The following is a 25,748-nucleotide window of genomic DNA, read 5'->3' on the forward strand; positions in this document are numbered from 1 at the left end:
GGTAATCTGTGACTTTGTCACCAAGTTATTTTTTTCACAAGGAGGTTCTTCGTCCATATGCAAAAGGAGCAGATTGCGGAAGTCCTTGCACGTTTTCCAAGTCTGGCGGGACTTACTCCAGAAGAATGGCAAGAGGAGGGAATCTCCATCACTACGGTTCCAGCCAACTTTACCATTGATGAAGGCGAGTTTTTGGAGAATGCGCCATTAATCTTGGATGGGTTGGTTCGTATTTTTAAACTGAGCAGCGATGGGAGAGAGGTTACCTTGTACAGGCTATCGGCTGGCGAATGCTGCCCACTTATCGCGTCTAGCATATTGGGAGAAACAGTGTATGAAGCCTCGGCTTGTGTGGAGAAGCCGAGTATGGTCCTGAACGTCCCGACGAAGATTTATAAGAAATGGATCGAGAAGCATCAAGGCTTTCGCCAGTATATTTTTCAATCTTTTGCGCGGCGATTGATCATCATGTCGAACTTGATTGACGACATTAACTTTAAGTCCATTCGAGTGCGGATTTGCGAATATTTGATCGAGCATACAAGTGCGGAGAATGATTCGCTCGCCATTACCCATGATCAGTTGGCAATTGAGCTGGGGACTGCTCGTGAAGTGATTAGCCGGACACTAAAGAAAATGGAAAAAGAAGGGCTACTGCGTGTTGCACGGGGACAAATTACGGATATTCAACGTTTTAGACTGCCTATAGTCGAATAATCCCTATTTGAAAATATAAAAATTTTAGGAAGCGACATGTACTGTGTTATACTGAGTCTACCATTTACTGTTCTGTAGCATTCCCTACTCGATTTACGTGAGTAGGGTTTTTTATTTGTGTCTCAGACAACAAAAAAACAGACACCCTTACAGGAGTCTGTTTTTTGTGTTTGGTTAAATTAAACTTTTTGAACGTTAGTAGCTTGTGGTCCGCGTTGGCCTTGCTCTACGTCAAAAGTAACTTTTTGACCTTCGTCAAGGGATTTGAAACCGTCGCCTTGGATAGCGGAGAAGTGAACGAATACGTCTTCTTTTCCTTCGCGCTCAATAAAACCAAAACCTTTTTCTGCGTTAAACCATTTTACTGTACCTTGTTCCATTGTTATTGCCTCCTAGTGTGTTACACACATATATTACTATCCTTGCTCTCAGGATCATCTAGACGAAAATTTGCTATCTACGCTATCCGTTGCTTCGAACAAAAATAATTCTCTATTAGCATAACAGGATATTGAAAGGATAGCAAATTATTCGCGTAAATTTATGAAAGAAAATATAGATGAGCCACTATACTAACTTCAACCCGTCCTGATTTCATAAGCTTTTATTCAGATCAGTCAATTCCTTGGGCGTCAGATTGCGCCATTGCCCCAATTTCAAATTCCCCAGAGCAATGTTCATGATGCGTACCCGCTCAAGCTTTCGCACCTGATAACCAAAAGCCTGGCACATCCGTCTGATTTGTCGATTCAGTCCTTGTGTCAGCACAATATTGAAGACGCGGTCGCTGACTTTGGTTACTTTGCAAGGCTTTGTAGTCGTTCCGAGAATACGTACGCCGTTTGCCATTCCGTGCAAGAAATTCGCTGTGATGGGCTTGTCTACGGTGACGATGTACTCTTTGTCATGATTGTTCTCGGCACGCAAAATTTTGTTTACGATATCCCCGTCATTGGTTAACAGGATGAGGCCTTGCGAATCCTTATCCAGACGCCCGATAGGAAAAATCCTCTCCGGGTGATTCACGAAATCGATGATATTGCCTTTGACGTGCAGTTCAGTGGTACACGTAATTCCGACAGGCTTGTTCAGGGCGATGTAGACATCTTTCTTTTTGATACCGAGCGGCTGCCCATCGATGCGCACGTCATCTCCTGACGCAACCGTACTTCCCAGTTCCGCGAGTTGGCCATTGATCGTCACGCGCTTGGCCTCGATTAATTTATCGGCTTCTCTTCGCGAGCAAATGCCGGTTTCACTGATGAACTTATTAATTCGCATGAGACGTTCCTTTCGCTATTGCTGCTGCTTTTCCAGTTTTTCAAGTAGTTTATTCCGCCAAGGAAGGGCCAATTCCTCCACCTCAAGCATACGCTGTATCGTCTCTTGGGAAGGTGACTTGTCGTGGAAGTATAAGTGATGGATGGAAGCCACACTGACTTGCTTCGGATGAGCAGAGATTAGGGTAATCTCTGTATCTGGCTTGATCGTCCCTTCCTGCAAGACGCGGAAGAAATAGCCCGTATAGCCCATTTCCACCACCGCTTTGAGCAACTGGTTATTGTTGTTGCGCTTGTTGATCGTCGCGCAAGGAAATCTGCCCTGGGTCACTTGCAGGATGGTATCACCGAATTGGTACACATCCCCGATACAGACCTGCTCCTCTGTCATGCCAGCGAGCGTGAGATTTTCTCCGAATGCCGCAATGGTCAGAGGCTGGCCGAATAACTTCTCCCAATGGGCATAATGTTCAAAAGGATACGCACAGACGACGCGGTCTGGCCCACCGTGGTACTCTGGATTCGCGATATCGTCGTCAGCAATTTTCTCGGAACGGACAACGAGCTCGTCTGCTTCTTCCTTCCAAATTCCGGAGAGATATTCCTTGCCGTTGTACATATTACTTTTAGGTAATCCTTTACTAATTGTAACGATTTTTCTGCTCAACTAATGCTCACTCCCAGCCTGTACGATTGCTTCTCTTTTTATCCCCATACTATACCACATTCCCTAATATCCTCCACAGCGGATGGGCACCAGCGGACGCTTCTGGTATGATGATAGAAAGGAATACACAGGAGGCCTCAGTGACATGCAATCATTTGGTGTGGCACTACACACAGATAAATATCAAATCAACATGATGTACGCCCATTGGGTAAACGGAACACACAATCAGAAGGTCGTTTTCGAAGCATTTTTCCGCAAGCTGCCTTTTGGAAACGGGTACGCTGTATCTGCCGGATTGGAACGAATTGTTTCCTATATTAAAAATTTGCGATTTGAAGAAAGCGATCTCAAGTATTTGAGTGAGCAGGAGGAGAACTACGATCCGAAGTTTTTGGAAGAGCTGCGTCAGCTTCGTTTTAACGGCTCGCTCTACTCCGTGAAGGAGGGAACCGTGGTTTTCCCGAATGAGCCGTTGATTCGCGTAGAGGGGCGTGTCATGGAGGCACAGCTGGTTGAGACGGCCCTGTTGAACTACATGAACTACCAGACGCTGATTGCGACCAAAGCTTCGCGGATTAAAAACGTGGCGGGCAATGATGTTCTTATGGAGTTCGGAACAAGAAGGGCGCAGGAGGCAGATGCCGCGCTGTGGGGGACGCGGGCAGCGTACTTGGCTGGATTCGACGCGACCTCGAACATGCTGGCAGGGAAAATGTTTGGCATTCCGACAAAAGGGACGCACGCTCACTCATGGGTACAGAGCTTTGAGAGTGAGGAAGAAGCATTTGAGCGCTTCGCAGCAGCTCTACCAGGACAGGTAACCTTGCTGGTCGACACTTACGATACGCTCAAAAGCGGCGTACCGAATGCAATTAAGGTCGGAAAACGCCTGGAGAAACAAGGCAAAAAGCTGACGGCGGTGCGCCTTGACAGTGGCGACTTGACGTATTTGTCCTGCAAGACGCGCGAAATGCTTGATAAGGCGGGCATGACCGATGTGCAAATTGTCGCTTCCAACGATCTCGATGAGCACACGATTATGAATCTGAAGGTACAAGGAGCACGCGTCAATAGCTGGGGAGTAGGAACGCAGCTCATCACGGCAGCGGATCAGCCGACACTCGGAGGCGTATACAAGCTGGTGGCGCGCGAAGGCGCTGACGGAAAATATCAGCCGACCATCAAAATCTCCGGGAATCCGGAAAAAGTCACAACGCCGGGCATCAAAGATATGTACCGATTGATTGATCCGGAAACAGGGAAAGCGATTGCTGACTACATGTGCTTCCCACATGAAACAACGGTCGATGATGGAGCCCCTCTCCATTTGTTCCATCCGAGCCATACGTATTTGAGCAAGAATTTGGAGAACTACCAGGCAGAGTCGCTGCTCATTCCGATATTTATGGATGGGGAACTGGTTTATGAACTGCCGACCCTCCAAGAGATTCGCAACTACCATCGTGAGCAACTCAAGCTGTTCTGGCCTGAATACTTGCGCATGCTGAATCCGGAGCATTACCGCCTGCACATCAGCGAAGAGATGTGGGAGACGAAAACAAAACTGATGAAGGCGTATTTGAAAAAATAGGGAAAAACGTCTGATGTGTCGTGAGGATGCATCGGGCGTTTTTTATTTGTTTGCCAAAAATAACACAATAATGTGAAAACAAGGAAAATAAATTGTCTGAATTTACTTTCATCGTATATAATTACTCCATTCATCCTTTAGCTCTGCGCCAAGGTGATGTAGAAAATGCATGCGAAAAGTATTGGGGAGGAAGAGAGATGCTAAATACTGTAGAGAAAGAAAACCTGAATCCATACGAAATTGTGCAAAAACAGATTGATGCTGCAGCGGCATTGTTGGGTTTGCGTAGCGATGCTGTAGAAATTTTAAAGCGACCCAAACGCGTATTGGCCGTCAGCTTTCCTGTCAAGATGGACGATGGCAGCGTGCGTGTCTTTGAAGGCTACCGATCACAGCATAATGATGCGGTAGGACCGACCAAAGGCGGGATTCGCTTTCATCCTGATGTGACGATGGATGAAGTCAAGGCGCTCTCCATGTGGATGTCATTCAAATGTGGCGTGGTTGGTCTTCCTTATGGTGGCGGAAAAGGCGGTGTCATATGTGATCCTCACGAGTTCAGCAAAAATGAGCTGGAGCGAGTCAGCCGCGGCTTCATGGAAGCTATCGCTGATATTGTCGGACCTGAGACAGACATACCTGCACCTGATGTGTATACGACCCCACAAATCATGGGCTGGATGATGGATACGTACAGTCGATTAAAAGGCAGCTATTCTCCGGGAGTGATCACGGGAAAACCGCTCTCGGTCGGCGGCTCCAAGGGAAGAAACGAAGCGACTGCCCGTGGATGTGTCTTTACAATATTGGAGGCGTTAAAAGATTCTGGGCGCAAGCCGGAACAAACAACAGTCGCGATTCAAGGCTTTGGCAATGCGGGAAGAATAGCAGCGAGGCTTTTAACAGAGCTGGGCTTCAAAATCGTGGCGGTCAGTGACTCACGCGGAGGAGTTTATGATGCTGCCGGCTTGGACATTGAAAAGGTAGGCCAGTTAAAGGACAACACCACTATATTGGAGTATGCAGGTGGTACGGTCATCTCCAATGAACAGCTGTTGGAGCTCGAAGTGGATATTCTGATCCCGGCCGCGTTGGAAAATGTCATCACAGCAGCGAATGCCCACAGCATTCAGGCCAAGTGGATTGCAGAAGCGGCTAACGGACCTACTACACCCGATGCAGATGCCATTTTGCGGGAAAAAGGGATTACCGTGATCCCGGATATTCTCGCCAATGCAGGTGGCGTAACCGTTTCTTATTTTGAATGGGTGCAAAACCTGATGAATTACTACTGGTCCGAGGTTGAGGTAAACGAAAAGCTGCAAACGACCATGATTAACGCTTATCGGGCCGTGAAAGAGCTCTCAGATCAATACAAGGTGGACTTGCGCACGGGAGCTTATATGATCTCGCTTTTGCGAATTACGGAGGCGATGGAAGCGCGCGGCTGGATTTAAGGGAAGAGACCTCTTGCAACTTGCTTGCAAGGGGATTTTTTCATTTTCCCCTGCGGGATTAGCAGGAAGGCAAGTATTTTTGTCGAATTTGTCGGATTATTGTTTTTCTACCTGTGTTCAAAGGATGGAAAGGGGGATCTTTATGCCAATCAAATTGCCCGACGAATTGCCTGCAACGGAAATACTCGCCCAAGAAAATATTTTTGTGATGAAGGATAGTCGTGCTTTCACGCAGGACATACGACCGCTCAGGATCGTCATTCTCAACCTCATGCCCGTGAAGGAAACAACGGAAACACAGTTGCTCCGTCTCCTGGGGAATACACCGCTACAGGTGGAAATCGTGCTATTGCACATGTCCAGTCATACATCCAAAAATACGTCGGAAGAACATTTATCGATGTTTTATAAAACGTTTGAGGAGATCCGTGACCAGCGATTTGATGGCATGATCATCACCGGAGCGCCAGTCGAACAGCTCGAGTTCACAGACGTCACGTATTGGCAGGAGCTAACAGAAATTCTCGATTGGAAAATGGAGAACGTCACGTCGACCCTGCATATTTGTTGGGGAGCACAAGCAGGTCTTTACCACCACTTTGGCGTTCCGAAGCATCCTTTGCCAGAAAAAATGTTCGGAATCTTCCCTCATACACTCAATAAGCAAAATGTGAAGCTGTTCCGCGGATTTGACAACTACTTCCACATCCCGCATTCCAGGCATACCGAAAATCGCAGGGAAGACATCGAGCAAGTGCCTGAACTGGAGATTTTGTCCGAGTCTGATGAAGCAGGGGTTTACATCGTAGCGACGAGGGATGGCAGACAAATTTTCGTGACAGGACATTCCGAGTACGATCCGACGACCCTGCAAGATGAGTACCAGCGGGATGTGAACAAAGGCTTGGATATAGCTGTTCCGCGTAATTACTATCCAAAGGACGATCCAAGCCGCGAGCCCATCGTCACTTGGCGCGCACATGCGAATTTGATGTTTTCCAACTGGTTAAACTATTACGTTTACCAAGAGACACCGTATGATTTGAACAACAACAAGCGATAGCAACGCAGCAGCCATCCGAGGTGATTCGGATGGTTTTTGTTTGGCCCGGTTGACGTAATAAATGGCGACAGGTAGTGTGAGAATAATCGCGCAGGAATACTACCGGGAATTCAAGCAAGATGGGAGTTTTGTATGATGAAAAAAATCATGAAACAAGATCAGGACGTCACCAAGCAGCATAACAAGCAAATGATCCTCGACATTATCAAAAAGCAAAGACCGATATCGCGTGCGGAAATCGCCAAAATTACGCGGATGAGTGCCACCTCGATTGGCAGATTTGTCAGCGAGCTGTGCGAAGAAGGACTGATTCGAGAGACAGAGCTTACCTCATCAGGTGTGGGCAGGAAGGCAATCATGCTCGACATCGAGCCGGGAGGCATTTATACAATTGGCGTGGATATGGCAAAAAAACGCATTAGCTTTGGGATCATGGACTTTAGCGAAGCGATTATTGCACAGCACCGGATGGATCATAAAACACAGGATTCTACACCGGAAGAAACGGCTGAACTGATTTGTAACGAGATCGAAGGGATGCTCAACCAGACCGGTATTCCGCTAGAAAAAGTGGTCGGGATCGGGATTGGAATGCCTGGGGTGATCAATTATGAGCGAGGGATTGTTCAGCTATCCACTACGCTGGACTGGAAGGACGTAGCGTTCGCCAGCCTGATTGAAAAAAGGCTGAAAATCAAAACCGTTATCGACAACGATTTGAAGGTGAAAATTCTCTCGGAGTACTTGTACGGATCTGCCAAAGGCTCGAACAAGACAGCCCTGATCGGCATTGGCACGGGTATCGGTTCTGCGTTGATTATCAATGGCGAAGTGTTTCGCGGGGGCTCCAATAGCGCAGGAGAGCTGGGGCATACGACGCTCGATCCGAATGGGAATCTGTGCGAATGCGGAAAACGAGGATGCCTGCAAACCTACATAGACGAAAATTCTTTGATCATAGAAGCGCGTCGGGTGAAGGATGTCAGTGATGTCCGACAGGTTTTCGCAGCGGCGAGAAACGAAGAGCGCTGGGCGAAGGAAATTGTCTCACGTACTGCGTTGTACCTCGGAATCACGATTAACAATATTGTGTGCATGTACAATCCAGATACTGTGATAGTAAGCGGTGATTTGGTAGAGAATTATCGCGAAATCATTGACTTGGTCGAGGAGCATAGCGATCAAGTGATCTGGGAGCCATTCAAGGGGAAATTCCGTGTCATCCCTTCTGAATTGAAGGGGGAGGCGATCGTGATGGGAGCAGGAGCATTGGCGATGCAACACTTTGCACCCTTGGCAGGGAGATGGGCAGAAGAATCATGACTTGCTTGGCCATTTTGTATTCAACAAGTACGGCTGTTTAGCCGATATAGGAAATGGTGGAAAAGTAGAGAGGAAAAGGAGAGGGATGTGAGTATGAAAAACTGGCAAAAAGGGATGCTCGCTACGGCTGTTACCGTTGGGCTAATCTTTTCCGGTGTCGGTCAAGTACCGGCGTTGGCAAATTCTTCGACGACAAGTACGCAGAAGAAGATTTCCAAGCTTGTGGTTGATACAAAGACAGTAAAGTTGAAAAAAGCGGGGACACAGCAGTTGAACGTCCGCGTTCAATACACAGATAAAACAACGGAAGACGTCACACAGCAAGCGGAGTGGACTTCCTCTGACAGTGACATCGCAAGCGTTGACAAGGGCTTGGTTACAGCAGTTAGTTCCGGGAAAACAAGAGTGAAAGCAAGCTTTGGGGGCAAAAGTGTGAATGTCCCTGTTGAGATCGATGTGATTTCCAAGCTCACAGCTGACCAGAAGAAACTGGCTCTCGGCGTGGGAGGCACGAAACAGGTAAACGCAACTGCGACCTTCTCTGACAAGTCTACTGCTGATGTAACGGCTCAGGCAGAGTGGGAAAGCAATGATACAGAGATCGTAACGGTAGCGAATGGATTGGTTACGGCAGTAAGCTCGGGCACAGCGAAGCTCAAAGTAAAGTACGGTGGAAAAAGCGTATCCATTCCAGTAGAGGTGGATGTCGTCTCCAAGCTGGACAGTGATAAGAAAAAGCTGTACCTGCGTCCAGACACTACCCAGTCGATTACGCTGCTGGCTACCCTGTCTACCAAAGAAAAAGTCGATGTAACAAGCAAAGCCAAGTGGACATCCGACGATGCAAAAGTCGCCATAGTTGAAAACGGAGTCGTGACAACTGTAGGCTCAGGCAAAACGAGAATCAAAGCAACTTACGGTGGTAAGACGATCTCGATCCCTGTAGAGTCTGCTGTCATCTCCAAATTGGAATTTGACATGAAAAAGGCCGATCTCAAAGTCGGCGAATCAAAAGACTTGAAGGTATCTGTTATCTATACCGACAAAACCAAGGTTGACGTCACAACCGATGCAGACTGGATCTCTACGAACAGCTCCGTTGTGACTGTAGCGGATGGCAAGATCACGGCTGTAAAAGCAGGTCGTGCAACGATTGCGGCGACGTATAATGGAAAAGTTGTAAAAATACAAGTAACCGTGAAGTAACTCACGCTGGAGGAAAAGCCAGGGCGCGACTGCGTACCTGGCTTTTTCGCATACTCTAGCCTGTGGTAATCTGTAGCTAACGCTTTTGATTGGACGAAGACGGAGGGCATCATGGATATTCGACAGCTGCAATACTTTGTGGAAGTAGTTAAACATAAAAACTTTACGAAGGCCGCGCAATCCCTTCACGTCTCCCAGCCTTCTATCAGCAAAATGATCAAGGCATTGGAAGAAGAGCTAGAGGTAGTTCTGCTGGATCGGACGGAGCGGAAAATGGATCTGACAGACGCTGGGGAAATGGTCTACAGCTATGCGACCAAAGTGTTGCAGCTTATGGAAGGCATGTCGTCGGCGATTGCAGAATTGCGAAATGTCGAGCGTGGTCGGGTCAAACTGGGTATGATGCCGACAGTGGGTTCTTTTCTCTTGCCGAATGTGATCGCCTTGTTTAAAAAGCAGTATCCAGGCATCGATATCGAGATGAAGGAATACAGCGCCAAGCTGCTTGAAATCCAAATGGAGCAAGGCAGCATCGATGTAGCATTAACCGTTCTTCCAACGGATCAGGAAAAATTTGTGGCGGTTCCCTTGCTCGCAGAGGACCTCGTCGCGATCGTTCATCGGGAGCATTGGCTCGCGGGAGTCGATGAGGTGAGCTTGGAACAGCTCAAGGACGAGGCTTTCATTTTGTTTACCGAAGAGTACGCGATGCATGATGTGGTGCGCCAAGCGTGCAAGCTGTCCGGCTTTGAACCGAAAGTCGCTTACATGAGCTCTTTATGGGATTTTGTCGGAGAGATGGTGGCTACCCAGCTGGGGATCTCACTCATTCCACGATCCATCGTGAGACGCTTGAATAACGGACAATTGCACACTGTCAACATTTCGTACCCGGTGATTGACTGGCAGTATGCCTTGATTTATCGAAAAGAAGGGTATTTATCGCATGCGACTAAGGCTTTTATATCGTTTGTAGAGAAAATGTACAGTCATAACCAAATGGAATAGAAATGATGATTTTTATGTATTGTACGAATGGAATCGGGACGGCTTAGAATGAAGGTAACTCGTTCAAACAGTAACTTTTTGAACAACCTTTGTAGAGCAACTGGGGTGGTCTCGATGAAAAGATGGTTCTCCATCATCGCACAAGTTTTGCTTTTGTTCGGCTTCACCTGGCTTGGGAAATGGGTGAGCTTGTTTTTTCACCTTCCAGTTCCCGGCAGTCTGATCGGACTCGCGCTTTTGTTCATTTGTTTATATACCGGCTTGATTCGTCTACAATGGGTGGAAGCAGGAGCGACTCTGTTATTCTCGCAGATGATCCTGTTTTTCGTACCATCGCTGGTCGGGATGATGCAGTATCCATGGTTATTAGGTATAAAAGGATTGCTGGTGCTTGTGGTCGTCGTGAGCGGTTGTGCGCTTGTGATGATTTCGACAGGTGTTGTTGCTGAGCGCATGTTCAATCGTGGAGAGGTGAAACAGCATGATCCTGTGGAAAACATCTAGCGTGATTCTGACACTCTTTTTCTTCTATGGGGCCAAACGTTTCAATAAGAAAAGACCGTCTTTGCTGTTTTCTCCGGCTGTTTTGGCGCCGATTGGATTGATTCTGTTTTTGCTTTTCGCAGGCATTCCTTATCAGGTGTATAGTGAAGCAACCTCGCTCATTAGTGAGATGATGAGCGTAGTCACAGTGGCGTTTGCGATTCCGCTGTACCGAAATTGGTCGGTGTTAATGGCGCATCGCCGGATGATTTTGACGAGTCTTGCTACGGGTTCCCTGATTGCCATCATTGCAGGAGTATCTACGACGATGCTCGTCGGATTGGGAAAAGAAGCGGCGATTAGCGTCATTCCTCGCTCGATTACTCTGCCTATTGCGGTGAGCGTAACCGAGGCGATTGGCGGAATGCCTACGATGACAGCGGTATTTGGCATGCTGACCAGCTTCGCAGGCGTTTTTCTTGCTCCCAAGATCATCAAGAGAATGAGGCTCCGTCATCCTGTTTCCATTGGCTTGATGTACGGAATGGGTGCACATGCGTTGGGGATGGTAAAAGCGTTTGAGCGTGGGGAAACAGAAGGAAGCAGTGCGACTTTGGCTGTGATCGCCGGAGCGATGATTACAGTAGTGTGGGCGTTTGCCTTGCTGCCCGTGATTATGTCGTGGCTGGCTGTGTGAAGGAAGGGGCTGTTAGATAGCCCCTTTTTGTATTACAATAATCGTATAAAAATAGAATCAAGTGAATAAAAATACACAAGATAGTGGTGAGCAAACATGAGAATTGAATCATTCTCTTTGCAACAATACGAGGACGTCATTCAGCTATGGCAACGAGCCGGATTACAGCTTTCTTGCTCGGATACACGTGAGGGATTGCGTAAAAAGCTGGAGCGAGACGCAGAGCTTTTCTTGGTGGCAATGAATGAGGAGGAAAGGATGATAGCAGCTGTAATGGGCAGCTATGACGGACGGCGAGGATGGGTGAATCATCTGGCAGTCGATCCGGATTTCCAAGGACAAGACATAGGGAGCAGGCTGATGGATGAGCTGGAAAAGCGGCTGGCGAATATCGGGTGTGAAAAGATTAATCTGTTGATCGAGCCGGCCAATCATGGTGTACAAGCTTTTTACAATCAGCTTGGGTATGAGCGTGACGAACTAATTTTCATGGAGAAGTGGATTGCTTCTGGTAAAGGATAAAAATGGAAGTGTATCATGACCGCCCAAATGCTGGCGAAAGGTGTATGATAGAGGACAAATAAAAGCTTCATAACTCTTTCATCTTGGCAGGAGGCAACATGAGACCGCTATATATCGTCCTATTACTCTGTACCAGCTTCCTTTGGGGAGGAAATTTTGTTGTCGGTAAATTTCTTGTCGGGCACGCGTCTTCCTTGACGTTGACCAATTTGCGCTGGCTCATTGCTGTTGTTTGTTTGTTGCCCGTTGTTTGGATACGCGAAAAGCGGATTTTTCCAACGCGAGAAGCACTCCTTCCTTTGATCGTGATGGGAGTAACCGGCGTAGCACTTTTTAATTTATTCATGTTCTGGGCCCTTGAGCGGACAGACGCGACCAATGTCGGGCTATTGTCCACGCTGAATCCAGTTTCAATTGCGATTTTTTCCTTTTTGCTGATGGGCGATAAAATTCGACCGTTGCAGATTGTCGCGATGCTGATTTCGTTTACAGGCGTGCTTGTGGTGATGACCAAAGGAGACTTCGCACACTTGTCCCAGTTGCATTTCAACACGGGCGATTTGTGGATGCTCGCCGCTGTCGCCATGTGGGGGATTTACTCCGTATGCGCGCGGTGGGCGATGAAGACCGTCTCGCCGATGATGTCCACGCTGTACTCGGGGATTTTCGGTGTTGCGCTGATGCTGCCCTTTAATGTCACTACATTTACGATCAGCAACACAGACTGGACGTTCTGGCTGTCGCTGTTCTACGTTGGTGTAATGGCGACTGTCGTCAGCATGGTATTGTGGAATATCGGTGTACAAAAGGTTGGCGCAACCTCAGCAGGTATGTTCCTCAATTTCAATCCTGTTTTTACGGCCATCCTCGCATTTCTTTTGCTCGGGGAGCGTATGACCATCATCCAAGTGCTCGGCAGTGTAATCGTCATTGTCGGCTGCTATATGTTCTCACGCTTAAAGCATGTCACGACTCCGACAGCACATTCAGTCAAACAAGCACAAGGCTAAAACGGAAATCCCTCGTCTGCTCAAACAGGCGGGGGATTTTTTGGTAAATAGGCATTTATAAAAAATAAATTTACCAGAGTGCAAATTAGGCACTCTGCAAATTGCCAAACCCCGCCAAAAGCTCTATCAGAGTCGAGGCGGGGTTTAACGGTATAACGTGCTTTTTAACTTCTATGGTTCCTCATTTGCAAACATCTCCAACGTAGCTATAAGAATGTCTTTCTTTTCAATATAGTAGTCTGCATATGGAGAAGTTATTAGATTCATACCTTCAATCATTGTACAAAAATCCAAAACAGGTATAGGGCGTCCGATTCCTAGGGCAGCACCTACTGTCGATAGTAATGCCAGTAAACGAACCGGGTTCCATTCCCATTCCAAGAGTTGAAGAAGTTGGATGGCACTAGAAGCTCTTTTCGTTTGCTCGAGCGTATATACTTCGGGGAATCGCCCATCCGTCTTGTAGGCATGAAAAAACTCGTTGTAGTAAGCTTCTGCTGCGAAATCGATATCTCGGTACATTTCTCCAAAATCCGTGTAAGGTTGACTTTCATTCTTCATTACTACCCATACCAACCTTTCTTATAGGATGAAGTCATTGTATCAGAAAAAATTGATAGTAATAGAGTAAAAACAAACCTCAACCCTCACAATTATGTGAGCGGAGAGGTTTCAGTTTTTACGAAATGAGAATATTCACTCGGGAGAGTAAGTAGACATCCTAATCAAATGGGTCGTATGGAAAAAAGTGATGACCCCTTAATTTATTATTTAAATTTCCCTCTTCTGTCAAATGGTAATGGGGGAGATTGGCAAGTTGTCCTAGACCGTAATGCGGACCTTCATCATAAAACGAATACCCATCTTGATCAACTACTTGTTCTGCACGACTTTTTCTAACACTAAATGTGTCTTTTCCATTGCGAGCGCGTAATTGCGCAGTACCTAACGAAATGGGATTTTGTACTTCAACTCCACCATAACCATCAAAAGCTAATCTAGCTGTAAAATGTTTAACTCTATTTCTTCTGATTTCATATTTCGCCTCAGAAGTAAGTTCAACTGCTCCAGTAACTCTAGAAACGGCATCTCTCAACGAAACACTTTCAAGAAAATTTTTAATATCATTTAAATTGTCAACATAATTGTCGAAGTGTGGACTAAGAATAAGAGCACCGCCAATTAGCGCAATAAAGTCCCCTACCGGCACTGGACCATCAATAGCAGCAATAGCTCCTAATGTTGCTAATCTTGCAACTAACTGGCTTTCAGTCCATCTAACCCCATATTGCTTTAAAAGATTAAGGGCCATAGCGTTAGTACTTCTTACTGTGAATGACATAGATTCATCTTCCTCAGGGAAGTAACCATTTTGTTCATAAAAATCATAGTTTTCCGAATAAAATTCTTGTGCTGATTCATCTATTCTCGCTAATTCATTTTGAAGTGTTTCAAAATCATCTAAATCCATTTCGCTTTTTGATTGGTTGGTATACTTATCAAGTATCTCATTTACTTCTTGGAGAGGGAGTTCATCGTCTTTAGATAGTAATTCCTCTAATTCACTAACAGTCCTTTCTAAATACGGATCTTGCTCGTAATCTGATTCTGTTAAGGTATCAATGAACTCCCTAACGGTGTCTTTAGTAATTACCTGATCCGTATCAACATTAGAATTGTCGATTCCAGAAGCGAGCGAATAAGCTGGGGTTAAGAAAAGTAATACCATAACTAGAAAAGAACTAATGATACTTTTACGTTTCATAATTATTTGCATACATTTAAAAATGTATGCTTGCCTCCTTTTTATCCAAAATATGTAAATATATGTTAATAATATAATATTAAAGTTTTAATGTAAAATGGTTTTTTAAGCCAAATGTCATAAAACCTACGCTAAAGAGATTTTACAGGTGAATTCTACGAAAAAGTGATTTATAACTCAACTTTCGCAGCACGAAATAGACAGGTAGGCCTTGATTTAATTAGGAAATCCTGACATCCATTGTTGTAGTTGTACTTTGATTAAATTTGTGATTTTTTTTGTTGGCTTTTATGACTGTATATTCTATGAAGTCGAGCAGTGTCTGCAAAGCAATCACCAATTCCAATTGGCTAACTTCATCACTAATTCGAAAATAGTCCGTCTAACGTCCTCGTATCATTGCTAGAGCGGTGTTCCTAAGAGAGTACAATATAGCGTACAAATACAATGGTTGTATGGCTAATTAATAGATCGAAGGACCGACCTTGAAATTCCTTCTGAAGACGCATTAAAGACTTTACCGTTTTAAAGAATACTTCAATACCCCAACGCATCCCGTAGGTTTTTTTGATTTTTTGGTATTCTGTCAAGAGAACTATTTCTATTGAGGTTACACCGTGCTTGCGTTGCTTTCACATCGTCTAATCAGGTGCAAAAGTTGAGTTATAAGTTGTGGTAGGGAAGAAGCACTGTGGACTGAAAAATTAAGTGTTAGACCGGAAAATAAAGTATTAGACTGTCGTGGGCATCACTAAGCTAACGGGTTTAACGATGAAATAGCTGTCGCACCTGCTAAGCAATGATTGTACAGCTTTATCGTGGACTTTACCCTTGTCTTGCAACTAGTGGGACAGCGAATCGGATAATTGGTGAAGGAGAGACCTCTTAGGAATAAAAGCTAAGATGATGAACAGCTTGAAGAAGATACTGTTGAGGATGATTCCAACTATATCGGCAATCCCCATCAAATCATTTATGTAGCGCTCGTAAATTAATCAAGTTGTGGGTCGGATTGTTTTGAAAAGAAATTGGAACAAATATGCCTATGTCAAGATATTAAAGTTGATAAGCAATATAGAGGATACCATGTCGGTAAAAAACTAATCGATCAGGCTAAACGCTGGATGAAGGATGGCGGTATGACGGGAATCATGCTGGAGAAACAAAATAATAATGTCCGCGCATGTAAATTCAACGAAAGTTGTGGTTTTGTCATCGGAGGTTTCGATTCCTACGTCTACACAGGTCTAGATAAAGATAGTGATGAGATAGCAATTTATTGGTATCTCATGCTTGATTAATAAGTGATTGATCCTCAACATATGTCTTAAGAAGCCGAAATAATGGCAGCTTCTTTAAGACATTCCCCAAGGTTAGGAATACATATAGATCGTCATGATCAACAGCACTTTTCAACTATCGGAGAACGTTAGCGCAAAATAAGCAGCCGCAGTCTAAGAATTTATTTTCCAAGTCTTAGTCAGCGGCTTTTTAAATTTGGGTACAAGTCTAAATCTTATTCTGTGAGACTGAAGATTTTTCGTGAAAGAACTCCCGCCATATAAAGGATTCCAGTCTATTACTCTATTTTCAATGAGCACAACGTGCAAGTTTTAGAAGGTACCGATCAACGCACAAGGCTAGTAAGAAGAAAAAGCACAGGACTCGCAGACCTTGACAACGCCTACCCAGTCGGAACTACAAAAAGGAGACCACGCTTGTCGAACACTGCTCCCTTGAGAAACTTCCGCCCGTAGGGTGGCTTTGGCTCGACGGTCCCCTTTTTGTAGTGGAGACGTCCAGTGAATCCCCCCTGCTGGCGTGTCAGAGTCGAAGAGAACTGTGCTTTTTCTTCTTCACCACTATGTTGACTCAATCCAAAAGAAGCTTCCATGCTTCTCTGATGGCTATTCTTAGTCGATCACGTGGACATAGGCTTTCGCATACAAATAAGAAGGACAGTGTGTGAAGGGGAGGTTGTATATGATCGTCATAGCGGGGAGACCAGCTAATCCCGCCTCGTTGGCAGCGGAATGGGGATTAAATCCGGTACAGCGTGAAACAGTAGCGATTATGGCACGTAGTGATGAAACATTTGAATATCCAACTCCTGAGCTCCTGCAATTTGAACTGAACATGCGCGATCATCTGGTGAGGTCTGCCTTGGCACTGCACGAAAGCGGCCTGGCCTTTTCTACTTTTGAAGAATCTCGTGCCAATCCAGCTTACTGGATACGAACAGACCAGGGCGGATTCCGCTTGCGACCCGGAGTACTGCCATCCAACGGGATTATCAATATTTTTCTTGAGGGCCAAAAATACGCCACGGAATGCGCTACAGCGATGGTCATTATTATTTATCATGCAGTCCTACAGTCCATTCGTTTACCGGATTTTGAGAGAATGTTTTCGGACATCTTGCTGTATGACTGGCGGTACGATCAGGATCTGGACTTGCAAACAATCAGGACAAATACCTTCTTGCCTGGTGATGTAATTTATTTTGCCAATCCTGATTACGATCGCGCCACACCACAGTGGCAAGGGGAAAATGCAGTTGTGCTCGGCAATGGCTTGTATTACGGGCATGGTGCGGGGATCAAACGAGCAAATGAGATGGTAGCGTTTTTGAATGAACAACGAAGAGAAGGCGCAATGCGGTCAGCCTATCTGGTCAATCAGGCGACTCGGCCTGGTTTCGCCTACTTGTTTCCCTACGACAACGGTCGTTCTACCATGCGAGCTTTCGGCCATCCCATACAAGCAAGCAGTCGAATTACAGCGCAGATCGGTTCTTTGTCTTGGGAGTGGTAAAACGAACAAAAGCCTCCTGCCAGAAATGCGGCGAGAGGCTTTTTGAACAATCTCTATTAGGGGCAGGAGAATCGCTTCCAAGAAAACATAGACAGGTCAAGGGTAGAGGCTCCCTCTACCAGCAGTTGGCTGGTCGCTTCCCCGATCGCACTGGCGAATTTAAAACCGTGCCCGGAAAAGCCCGCTGCAAATACAAGCTGTGGATGTTGAGGATGACGGTCAATGACGAAATGCTCATCCGGTGTCATCGTGTAGATGCATACCTTGCCTTGGCGCAATGGTCCGGCTGCTTCAGGCATATACGTTTCCAAAAAAGAGCGAACACAGCCTTCGTCCGACAAATAGGTGCCAAAGGTACGTTCCAGTTTATCGGGATCGATGGCGTGTCCTCCGTCATGGCGTCCGATTTTTACACCAGCGCCATCAAAACTGGGAAATCCGTAGAACATGGAGTCATGAAGGCGAAAGATGAAAGCGGGAAAGCCATCCGCACTGTACTGGCCCTCATCTGCACCAAACCAGGCGACCGTTTTGCGTGTAGGCTTAAGCGGGATGGACAAGCCCAATGAGTCCAGGAGCGAACCATTCCAAGCACCGGCGGATAGCAGGACTTTATCGCCGTGGTAGCTGGCAGATTCCGTATGCACGATGAACCCATTTTCTGCTGGTTCCAACTGCGTGACTGGCGTGTTCGTCAACAGTATAGCTCCTGAGGCAAGGGCGAGCTCTCGATAGGCACGAATGCCGTTTTCGCAATAAAGCACACCTGAAGCAGGCTCCAAGCAACCGTAGTAATCAGCAGGCAGATTGATTCCTGGCCAGCGTTGCTTGACCTCATCGGCACTGAGTACTTCCAAGGGAAGGGAGTACTGCTCGGCGCTCTCCCGAATTTCATTCAGGAAAGTACAATTCAAGGGTCCAGCGTTCAAAACACCCGTTTTGGCGAAGATCGGTATACCAGATGCTTGTTCGAGTTCTGACCACAACTGTTGTGCCCGCAATGCGAGCGGGACGTACTGTTTTCCTTCTCCGTACGCATGGCGAATGATACGGGTATCCCCATGATGGCTGCCCATTGTGTGTGGGGGATCAAAGGCATCGATCATGAGTGTACGCACGCCCTGTTTCGCCAGATAGTAGCCAGCCGCCATTCCCATCGATCCTGCTCCCACAATAATGACGTCGTAGTTTTGCATGAACAGTCCTCCATTCCGCTTTAGTTTCATCTATCTTACAGGAGTTTTCTGAATTGTGGATTTTAATTTTTGTGTAAAAATCCATTTTTTTGTGCGCAATAAGGTTTATTCCATCAGTTGGGAGGGAAAAGGAGATTACGCTATCATCATATGTCAAGAAAAGTGGTGTTTACGAAATGAAATGGACGATCGGAAAAAAATTGGGTAGTGCGTACGCGCTGATCCTGGTCATTATGCTGTTTATGGGGATCACGACCATTATCAAGATGGAACAAATGAATCAGAAGATGGTGGAAATGAATACGAACTGGCGCCCAGGTCTGGAAGATATTTTGAAGATCAACATGACGCTGGAAACCGTTTATGGAGTTACGCAAACCATGCTTACGACAGAGAACATGGATGACAAGAACAAGTACGCAAAGCAAGTTGATGAACAATTTGCCTATATGGACGGCTTATTGGCAAGCTATGAAAAAACGATCTTCAGTGAAGAGGACCGTAACAATTTTGAAGGATTGAAGCAGGCGCTGCAAAAATACGAGGATTTCAGTCCGCAATACGTGGCAATCGCCAAAAAGGTCGACATCAGAAGACCAGCTACGGATGCAGACATGGCCGAGCTGGAGCGCATCAAGAAAAAAGGCAGTGAATTGTTTGTAGAACGCAAGAAATATTTGGATGCCATGATGACGAGTAACAGTGAGGGAGCACAACGCGCTGGCGCAGAAAGTGCGGAACTTTATGAGTCAGTCAGGCGGGACCTAAATATTCTCTTGGTTATCTCTATCATTGCGTGTGTGGCGCTAGCTGTCGTACTGACGTCAAGCATCCGTCGACCGATCTTGCGTTTGATGGAAGAGATGAAGAAAGTGGCTGATGGTGATTTGCGTGTGGAGCCATTGGTTGTCAAGAGTCGTGACGAGATTTTGGATCTGGCGAATTCGTTCAATGATATGACTAGAAGTTTAACTACAGTCATTCGTCAGGTAGGCGGAACTTCCGAGCAGGTAGCCTCATCGGCTGAGCAATTGACGGCAAGTGCAGATCAGACCAGCAGGGCCACTGAACAAATTGCTTTTACTGTTCAAGAAGTGGCAGCAGGTGTCGATCGCCAGGTAGCGAGTGTGGAGAATGGGGCGAAATCCATTGATGATATGTCACGAGGAATTCGCCAAATCGCAAATAACGCACAGCAAACATCCAATATGGTGAGCGAAGTCGCCAACATGGCAGGAGAAGGGAACCAGTCGATTCAGGCAGCGGTTCAACAAATGAATGCGATCCACACCTCCATGCGTGAGCTCGCATCCGTGGTAGATGGTCTGGGCAATCATTCTCAAGCAATCGGAGAGATTATTGAGGTCATAACAGGCATTGCGGATCAGACCAATCTGCTGGCCCTCAATGCAGCGATTGAAGCAGCACGCGCAGGAGAGCATGGCCGTGGATTCGCGGTCGTAGCAGATGAGGTGCGAAAGCTGGCGGAGCAATCGGCTCAGTCCGCCCAAAAAATTGCGCAGTTGATCAGTACGATTCAGACAGATACAAAAGTCGCGGTTGAATCGATGGAGTCAGGCACGCGGGAAGTACAAGAAGGAATTCGCGTCGTTCATCGTGCGGGCGAAACTTTCGGTCAAATTCAGAGCTCGATTGGTACAGTAGCTGACCAAATACACGACGTGTCCGCATCTGCCCAGGAAGTGTCTGCCCATTCCGAACAAGTCGTACAAGCGATGGAGCTGGTCAGAGAAGTTTCCGACTTGACTGCTGATGGCACGCAAAACGTTTCCGCTGCTACACAGGAGCAGCTCGCTTCTATGGAGGAAATCGCTTCGTCAGCGACAGCTCTTTCCAATATGGCAGAAGAACTGCAGCACATGATTCGCCGATTTAAGGTGTAGGCTTATAATGTGCAAACGAACGCAAAACGCCAACATGATTGGCGTTTTCAGACTGAAGAGAAACCCCCATTTTGGGGATTTCTTTTTGGTATTGTTCCAGCACGAAGTGCTGAAAAAGAGGATAGCCTGCACCTAACTTGCTTTCGCTAGGTGTAGTGCTATCTTTTTAATGTTTTGAACTGTTGCTGTCATCAATACCTGCTCTTGGACATTTTCACGTCCGCGTAACCTACAATAGCGAAGCCCATGCAGTTCTTTAGCATCTGCAAAGCTTCGCTCTATGGTTTGGTATCTTAATCTATACAAATATTTCCCTGATTTACTTAAACGGTTCTGTCGAACCCATTCCTTACTCTCTTCCCAAACGTGCCTGCTTATCACCTTTTGGTGATTTTTAGATCGGGTACACTCAGTAAGCCTTGGACAAGTTTTACAAATTTCTTTATTGGACTTATACATCCTGTATCCGTTTCGATCAGTAGTCGAATAAGTAAGCTTATGTTTTTGAGGGCATATGTACACATCGGACTCCAGAGCATATTTAAAACGCCATTTAGCAAAAAGGCCTTTAACAGGTGTAAAGGCACGATGACCGATGACAGCAAATACATTTATATCGTGAAGTGCCTTGCAGATTGGAGTAGTTAAGTAACCAGCATCTAATGCAATTGCTTCAATTGTATCCTTAAACCCAAACTTCTCGATTTGGAGATTCAGCCTATCTATGTAAGGAACGGAATCATGGACATTGCCAGCAGTGACATGGACATCGGTAATAATATTGTACTTATGATCGACGGTCCGGTGATCGAGATAGAAAAAGCCTTCGGGCTTGCTGTCTCGAACCATGTAGCCACTTTCTGGATCAGTAGTACTCACCTTGATTTCCTTTTCTTCCTTCACACCCTCTCTAGGCTTTAATCCTTTTTTCCATGTACTTCGCGGTCTTCATTAATTGCTGCCTCTAAATCTTTGAGATAGGCACGACTCGTTTTCTCGATGACATGCTTCTTAAATTTTCGTTTATTCGCATTTGCTTTAAGATGCGTGGAATCACTTATCAATACACGTCCAGCGACCATTCGATGCTGAATCGCCAAACGCACAATTTCATCAAAAATCTCCTGAAAAACATTTGTATTTTTAAAACGGGTTCGACGATTCCAACTGATTGTTGTGTGATCTGGAACTCGATCTGTTAAAGAAAGGCCAAGAAACCAACGGTAGGCGATATTAGTCTGGATTTCTTTTTCGAGCTGCCTCTCTGAGCGGATACCGTAAAGGTATCCAATGAAAATCATTTTAAATAAAACAATAGGATCAATGGAAGGTCTACCGTTATCCTCGCAATAATATTGACGTACTTTTTCTCGGATGAAAGAGAAATCTATATGTTTTTGGATGACCCTTAATAAATGGTCCTCTGGGACCAATTCATCGAGGCACACAAATTCGTAATGCATTTGCGGATTTTTATCATTGGAGGAAAGCACAATTATCACCTACTGTTAAATGTAATTATAAGAATTATAACAAATTAACGCGGTGTCGCTTTAAAATTAAGTGAAACAAAAATGGCTGTCGACTTTCTCGACAGCCTGAAAACGCCAACATGATTGGCGTTTTTTTCTTTTCATTCTCATTTTTTTAGAAAAAGTTAATCTTTAGGAAATAGTTCATTAAGAACAGGTTTAGTAGGAGTTTATCTCTACGGACTACGATGTATTCAGAGGTATAACAGGCAATCTAAGCTCGGTACGCAACCGGGCTTAGGTCTATATCTCAATGACTTACCATGGAGGAAGGTGCCAAATGTACAAACTCATTTTCACTGCAATCCCATTCGGAATGCTGTTGACTGGCTGTGTGGATGAACCGTCCGTAACAGCTCCGGCTGTAACGACCGTACAGCAACAACAACCAGCAACACCACAGCCGTCACAACAACGGTCTCAACCAGGGAAAAAACCAACTCTATCTCAAGAAGAAGTGAAAGAACGGAACAAAAAACTGCTCTCTGCAGCAGCCGAGGGCAAAACCGATGAAGTCAAGGCTAGCTTGGCAGCAGGGGCTGAGATAAACGCACAGGATGATCGTGGAAGAACAGCAGTGATGGCCGCTACACACGGCAACCATGTGGAAACAGTGAAGGTCCTCATTGAAGCAGGAGCTGACATCAATATTCAGGACGACCGGCAAGATAATCCGTTCTTGTATGCGGGAGCAGAAGGATACCTGGAGATATTGAAGCTGGTTATCGATGCAGGTCCAGATACGAAGATCTACAACCGCTTCGGAGGAACACCTTTGATTCCAGCGGCAGAACATGGATATGTGGAAGTAGCGAAGGAAATTCTTACACGGACGGATGTAGACGTCAACCATGTGAACAATCCGGGCTGGACAGCACTGATGGAAGCAATCGTATTGAACGATGGTGGAAAAAAACAACAAGAGATGGTCCAACTGTTAATCGACCACGGTGCTGATGTGAACATCCCGGATAGCGAAGGAAAAACACCCCTATATCGTGCAAATGAACGAGGTTATCACGAGATCGTACAAATCCTGCAAAAAGCTGGAGCACGCTAATTTGCAGAGGTAAGCATACATTCATACTTCGAGCGCGATGGAAATAATCCTCGACTAGAATAAGTCGTAGCAAGATTGATTCTAGTCAAAGGAGGCTATGTTCATGCCAAGCCATACGACCATCCAACCGAAGATTTTGTATTACGGAACCCCCGTTGTCCTGTTGACGACTGAAAATGAAGATGGAACAACAAACATCAGTCCCATCTCATCGTCATGGGCGTTAGGAAATTTTGTCATTCTGGGACTCGGATTTGGCTCGCATGGATTGGAAAATTTGCGTCAGCGGCCGGAGTGTGTTATCAATTTGCCGGATGCCTCGATGTGGCAGCAAGTGGAAGCGTTGGCTCCGCTAACAGGCCGCAATCCCGTACCCGCCTACAAAGAGGAGCTGGGCTTCCGCTATGAAGCGGATAAGTTTCAGGCAGCCAATTTGACTCCTGTTGATTCTAATATCGTTCGTCCAAAGCGAGTAGGAGAATGCCCGCTTCAACTCGAAGCAGTGGTCCGCACCATCCGTTTTCCGGAATATGCCGACATGTTTGCGATCGTGGAGACAGAAGTGCGTCAGGTTCATGCAGACAAACAAATTGTACAAAGTGCTCATCACGTGAATCCTCAAGCATGGAATCCATTGATCTACAACTTCCGTCATTATTTTGGTCTAGGTGATCAGTTGGGAAAAACATATCGATCGGAAACGTAGAACGTCAAAAACGCCAAGTTTTTGGCGTTTTTGTATTCAGTATGAAAAATATGGTATATTAGGTGTTGCCTAATAAAATTAGTTAATACCAAAAAATACGGGGTGAAAAGATGCTTGTCTGGATGTTGCGAAAAGTAATGGCAGAAAGAGGAGTTTGGACGGGGGCCGCTTTAGCAAGGCTGTTAAAAGAGAGAGCAAATTACAGTTTGTCTCCAGCCTCCATCAGTGCTTTACTAACCAGTCAACCCAAACAAATGAAAGCCGAGACACTTGATGCACTCTGTACTGCTCTGGAATGTACACCAAATGACTTGTGGGCGTATACACCGCCTAATAGAGTGAAGGGAGCATAAAAATATGGCAGTGAAACAGATTTTGCCTTTTGGAGACCCAATCTTGCGTAAAGTAGCCAAGCCAGTGGATGAACTGAATGCGAAAACGTTCAAGCTACTGGACGAAATGGCTGAAACCTTATATGCCACGGACGGCCGTGCTGGCCTTGCCGCACCTCAAGTAGGCATTCTTCGCAGGGTGGTTGTCATGGATTGCGGAGATGGATTAATTGAGCTCATTAATCCAGAAATCATAGAAAAGAGTGGCGAACAAATCGGAATGGAAGCTTGCTTATCTTTTCCTGGTTACTTTGGCAATGTTAAGAGAGCCGAGCATGTAAAGGTAAAGACGTTGAACAGACAAGGCGAGGAAATAATTCTTGCAGCAGACGGATTCCTTGCCGTTTGTATGCAGCATGAAATCGATCATTTAGACGGAATTTTATTTGTGGATCATGTTCAGGAAAAATGGCTGTATCATGAAAAAACAAGGCAAAAAGTCGATTTGCTGGATGTGATCCGCTTAACAAAAAAGACCTAACAAAAAGGCGTACCGTCTCCATACGGGAAATATGATAGTAGAAGGCCGTTTGTTCCGGATATCTGAAGAGAGCGGCATTTTTACGTGGAGGAACATACATGGAACAACTACTGATAGGTAGCTTTCTTTCTGCCATGGCTACTGGTGTGGGCGCCTTGCCTATCCTTTTTTTCAAATCGGTATCACATCGATGGCGGGATATATTGCTGGCGTTCACGGCAGGAATTATGGTGGCTGCCTCGACATTCAGTCTGATCCCACAGGCACTTCAGAGCGCGCCATTTATTATCGTTTGTTTGGGAGTGCTTACCGGAACATTGTTGCTTACGGTGTTGGAAAGCATCGTCCCGCATATCGATTTGGAGCATACGAGAATCAACATTTCGATGGATTCGCAATCGCTGCTGATCTTGTCTGCGATTACCTTGCACAATATTCCAGAGGGCTTGTCCGTTGGCGTGAGCTATTCGAGTGAACAGTCTGGCTTGGGTGGCCTGATTTCTTTTGCAATCGGTCTGCAAAATGCACCAGAAGGCTTTCTGGTGGCACTTTTTCTGATCAATCAAAAGGTCAGTCGCTTCAAGGCGTTTCTTTTGGCAACGATGACCGGAGCAGTTGAAATCGTCTCTGGGATCTGTGGCTATTATTTAACCTCTGTTGTTCACGGGCTGGTGCCATACGGGCTTTCCTTTGCCGCAGGCGCGATGTTGTTCATCGTTTACAAGGAGCTCATCCCCGAAAGCCATGGAGATGGTCATGCTCGATCTGCGACTTTTTCGTTTATCCTGGGACTTTTGGTCATGATTGGACTAGTTCAGTCGTTTGGATGAGCGGTTTTTTTCAAAAAGCCTCACAAGTGAGAGCAAAAATT

The 25,748-nt window shown here is 45.9% G+C and carries 26 protein-coding genes and 1 pseudogene; 19 read left to right on the forward strand and 8 right to left on the reverse strand.

All coding sequences use genetic code 11. From position 1 onward, the window contains the following. Positions 1-57 precede the first annotated feature (57 nt). Positions 58-717, forward strand: coding sequence for a Crp/Fnr family transcriptional regulator (locus FO446_RS04585; protein ID WP_237900011.1), 660 nt, complete (start codon positions 58-60; stop codon positions 715-717). Between the two features lie 179 nt (positions 718-896). Here the strand turns inward: FO446_RS04585 and FO446_RS04590 are convergent, their stop codons facing one another. The 3 genes from FO446_RS04590 to FO446_RS04600 form a co-directional block, all read right to left on the reverse strand. Continuing rightward, complete coding sequence (locus FO446_RS04590) at positions 897-1,097, reverse strand: cold-shock protein (protein WP_007721941.1); 201 nt, start codon at positions 1,095-1,097, stop codon at positions 897-899. A gap of 214 nt (positions 1,098-1,311) precedes the next feature. Then, the gene (rluF, locus tag FO446_RS04595; protein ID WP_237900013.1) at positions 1,312-1,998 is read right to left on the reverse strand and encodes a 23S rRNA pseudouridine(2604) synthase RluF; all 687 of its coding nucleotides are present in this window, start codon (positions 1,996-1,998) and stop codon (positions 1,312-1,314) included. A 15-nt stretch (positions 1,999-2,013) separates the two neighbouring features. Beyond that, positions 2,014-2,664, reverse strand: a complete 651-nt coding sequence (locus tag FO446_RS04600) for an MOSC domain-containing protein (RefSeq protein ID WP_237900015.1) — start codon at positions 2,662-2,664, stop codon at positions 2,014-2,016. Positions 2,665-2,809: 145 nt separating this feature from the next. On the opposite strand from FO446_RS04600, the gene FO446_RS04605 reads away from it, so the two are divergent. The 10 genes from FO446_RS04605 (at position 2,810) to FO446_RS04650 (ending at position 13,027) form a co-directional block, all read left to right on the forward strand. After that, a complete protein-coding gene (locus tag FO446_RS04605) occupies positions 2,810-4,258 on the forward strand; it encodes a nicotinate phosphoribosyltransferase (protein WP_173611238.1) in 1,449 nt (482 codons plus the stop codon). 197 nt (positions 4,259-4,455) lie between these two features. Continuing rightward, positions 4,456-5,715: a Glu/Leu/Phe/Val family dehydrogenase gene (locus FO446_RS04610; RefSeq protein ID WP_221868353.1), complete on the forward strand. Its 1,260-nt coding sequence runs from the start codon at positions 4,456-4,458 to the stop codon at positions 5,713-5,715. A 142-nt stretch (positions 5,716-5,857) separates the two neighbouring features. After that, positions 5,858-6,778 (forward strand): homoserine O-acetyltransferase MetA, encoded by a 921-nt coding sequence (metA, locus tag FO446_RS04615; protein ID WP_106785588.1) that lies wholly within the window; start codon positions 5,858-5,860, stop codon positions 6,776-6,778. A gap of 132 nt (positions 6,779-6,910) precedes the next feature. Next, positions 6,911-8,101 (forward strand): ROK family transcriptional regulator, encoded by a 1,191-nt coding sequence (locus FO446_RS04620; protein WP_229087956.1) that lies wholly within the window; start codon positions 6,911-6,913, stop codon positions 8,099-8,101. Positions 8,102-8,194: 93 nt separating this feature from the next. Continuing rightward, positions 8,195-9,307, forward strand: coding sequence for an Ig-like domain-containing protein (locus FO446_RS04625; protein ID WP_237900016.1), 1,113 nt, complete (start codon positions 8,195-8,197; stop codon positions 9,305-9,307). Positions 9,308-9,418: 111 nt separating this feature from the next. Then, positions 9,419-10,315, forward strand: coding sequence for a LysR family transcriptional regulator (locus FO446_RS04630; protein WP_232774773.1), 897 nt, complete (start codon positions 9,419-9,421; stop codon positions 10,313-10,315). A gap of 114 nt (positions 10,316-10,429) precedes the next feature. Continuing rightward, positions 10,430-10,819, forward strand: coding sequence for a CidA/LrgA family protein (locus tag FO446_RS04635; protein ID WP_173611242.1), 390 nt, complete (start codon positions 10,430-10,432; stop codon positions 10,817-10,819). After that, positions 10,797-11,495 (forward strand): LrgB family protein, encoded by a 699-nt coding sequence (locus tag FO446_RS04640; protein WP_173611243.1) that lies wholly within the window; start codon positions 10,797-10,799, stop codon positions 11,493-11,495. Before FO446_RS04635 ends, FO446_RS04640 begins: the two co-directional genes overlap by 23 nt. 96 nt (positions 11,496-11,591) lie before the next feature. After that, positions 11,592-12,017, forward strand: coding sequence for a GNAT family acetyltransferase (locus FO446_RS04645; RefSeq protein ID WP_221868350.1), 426 nt, complete (start codon positions 11,592-11,594; stop codon positions 12,015-12,017). A 98-nt stretch (positions 12,018-12,115) separates the two neighbouring features. Further along, on the forward strand, positions 12,116-13,027 hold the full coding sequence (locus tag FO446_RS04650) for a DMT family transporter (protein ID WP_232774775.1): 912 nt from the start codon (positions 12,116-12,118) through the stop codon (positions 13,025-13,027). Between the two features lie 171 nt (positions 13,028-13,198). Here the strand turns inward: FO446_RS04650 and FO446_RS04655 are convergent, their stop codons facing one another. The 3 genes and pseudogenes from FO446_RS04655 to FO446_RS29070 all read right to left on the reverse strand — a co-directional run. Beyond that, entirely contained in the window at positions 13,199-13,588 is a 390-nt protein-coding gene (locus FO446_RS04655) for a hypothetical protein (protein WP_106785582.1), read from the reverse strand. A 160-nt stretch (positions 13,589-13,748) separates the two neighbouring features. Next, entirely contained in the window at positions 13,749-14,792 is a 1,044-nt protein-coding gene (locus tag FO446_RS04660; protein ID WP_237900017.1) for a hypothetical protein, read from the reverse strand. Positions 14,793-15,008: 216 nt separating this feature from the next. Further along, positions 15,009-15,370 (reverse strand): annotated as a pseudogene (locus FO446_RS29070) (IS4 family transposase); the annotation flags it as partial. Positions 15,371-15,820: 450 nt separating this feature from the next. Here FO446_RS29070 and FO446_RS28995 point away from each other — a divergent pair. Beyond that, positions 15,821-16,093, forward strand: a complete 273-nt coding sequence (locus FO446_RS28995; RefSeq protein ID WP_330873239.1) for a GNAT family N-acetyltransferase — start codon at positions 15,821-15,823, stop codon at positions 16,091-16,093. A gap of 682 nt (positions 16,094-16,775) precedes the next feature. Continuing rightward, the gene (locus tag FO446_RS04670; RefSeq protein WP_237900018.1) at positions 16,776-17,606 is read left to right on the forward strand and encodes a protein-glutamine gamma-glutamyltransferase; all 831 of its coding nucleotides are present in this window, start codon (positions 16,776-16,778) and stop codon (positions 17,604-17,606) included. Between the two features lie 56 nt (positions 17,607-17,662). Here FO446_RS04670 and solA read toward each other — a convergent pair whose 3' ends face one another. Continuing rightward, entirely contained in the window at positions 17,663-18,802 is a 1,140-nt protein-coding gene (gene solA, locus FO446_RS04675) for an N-methyl-L-tryptophan oxidase (protein ID WP_237900019.1), read from the reverse strand. Positions 18,803-18,978: 176 nt separating this feature from the next. Between solA and FO446_RS04680 the strand changes: the two genes are divergently transcribed. After that, entirely contained in the window at positions 18,979-20,706 is a 1,728-nt protein-coding gene (locus FO446_RS04680; RefSeq protein ID WP_232774780.1) for a methyl-accepting chemotaxis protein, read from the forward strand. Positions 20,707-20,838: 132 nt separating this feature from the next. Here the strand turns inward: FO446_RS04680 and FO446_RS04685 are convergent. Then, positions 20,839-22,169 (reverse strand): IS1182 family transposase gene (locus FO446_RS04685; RefSeq protein WP_237901043.1). Its coding sequence is split into 2 segments (ribosomal slippage): positions 20,839-21,629 and positions 21,629-22,169, totalling 1,332 coding nucleotides; the frame shifts between segments, so codons are not numbered across the junction. A gap of 349 nt (positions 22,170-22,518) precedes the next feature. Between FO446_RS04685 and FO446_RS04690 the strand changes: the two genes are divergently transcribed. From FO446_RS04690 to FO446_RS04710, 5 genes are all read left to right on the forward strand, one after another. Then, positions 22,519-23,298 (forward strand): ankyrin repeat domain-containing protein, encoded by a 780-nt coding sequence (locus FO446_RS04690; protein ID WP_237900020.1) that lies wholly within the window; start codon positions 22,519-22,521, stop codon positions 23,296-23,298. A gap of 103 nt (positions 23,299-23,401) precedes the next feature. Further along, on the forward strand, positions 23,402-24,004 hold the full coding sequence (locus FO446_RS04695; RefSeq protein ID WP_221868345.1) for a flavin reductase family protein: 603 nt from the start codon (positions 23,402-23,404) through the stop codon (positions 24,002-24,004). Between the two features lie 110 nt (positions 24,005-24,114). Then, positions 24,115-24,357, forward strand: coding sequence for a helix-turn-helix domain-containing protein (locus FO446_RS04700; RefSeq protein WP_173611252.1), 243 nt, complete (start codon positions 24,115-24,117; stop codon positions 24,355-24,357). Positions 24,358-24,361: 4 nt separating this feature from the next. Beyond that, complete coding sequence (gene def / locus FO446_RS04705; protein ID WP_173611253.1) at positions 24,362-24,877, forward strand: peptide deformylase; 516 nt, start codon at positions 24,362-24,364, stop codon at positions 24,875-24,877. 98 nt (positions 24,878-24,975) lie between these two features. Next, entirely contained in the window at positions 24,976-25,707 is a 732-nt protein-coding gene (locus FO446_RS04710) for a ZIP family metal transporter (RefSeq protein WP_047073459.1), read from the forward strand. The last annotated feature ends 41 nt before the right edge of the window (positions 25,708-25,748 follow it).

This window comes from Brevibacillus brevis, assembly GCF_022026395.1.
Lineage (GTDB): Bacteria > Bacillota > Bacilli > Brevibacillales > Brevibacillaceae > Brevibacillus.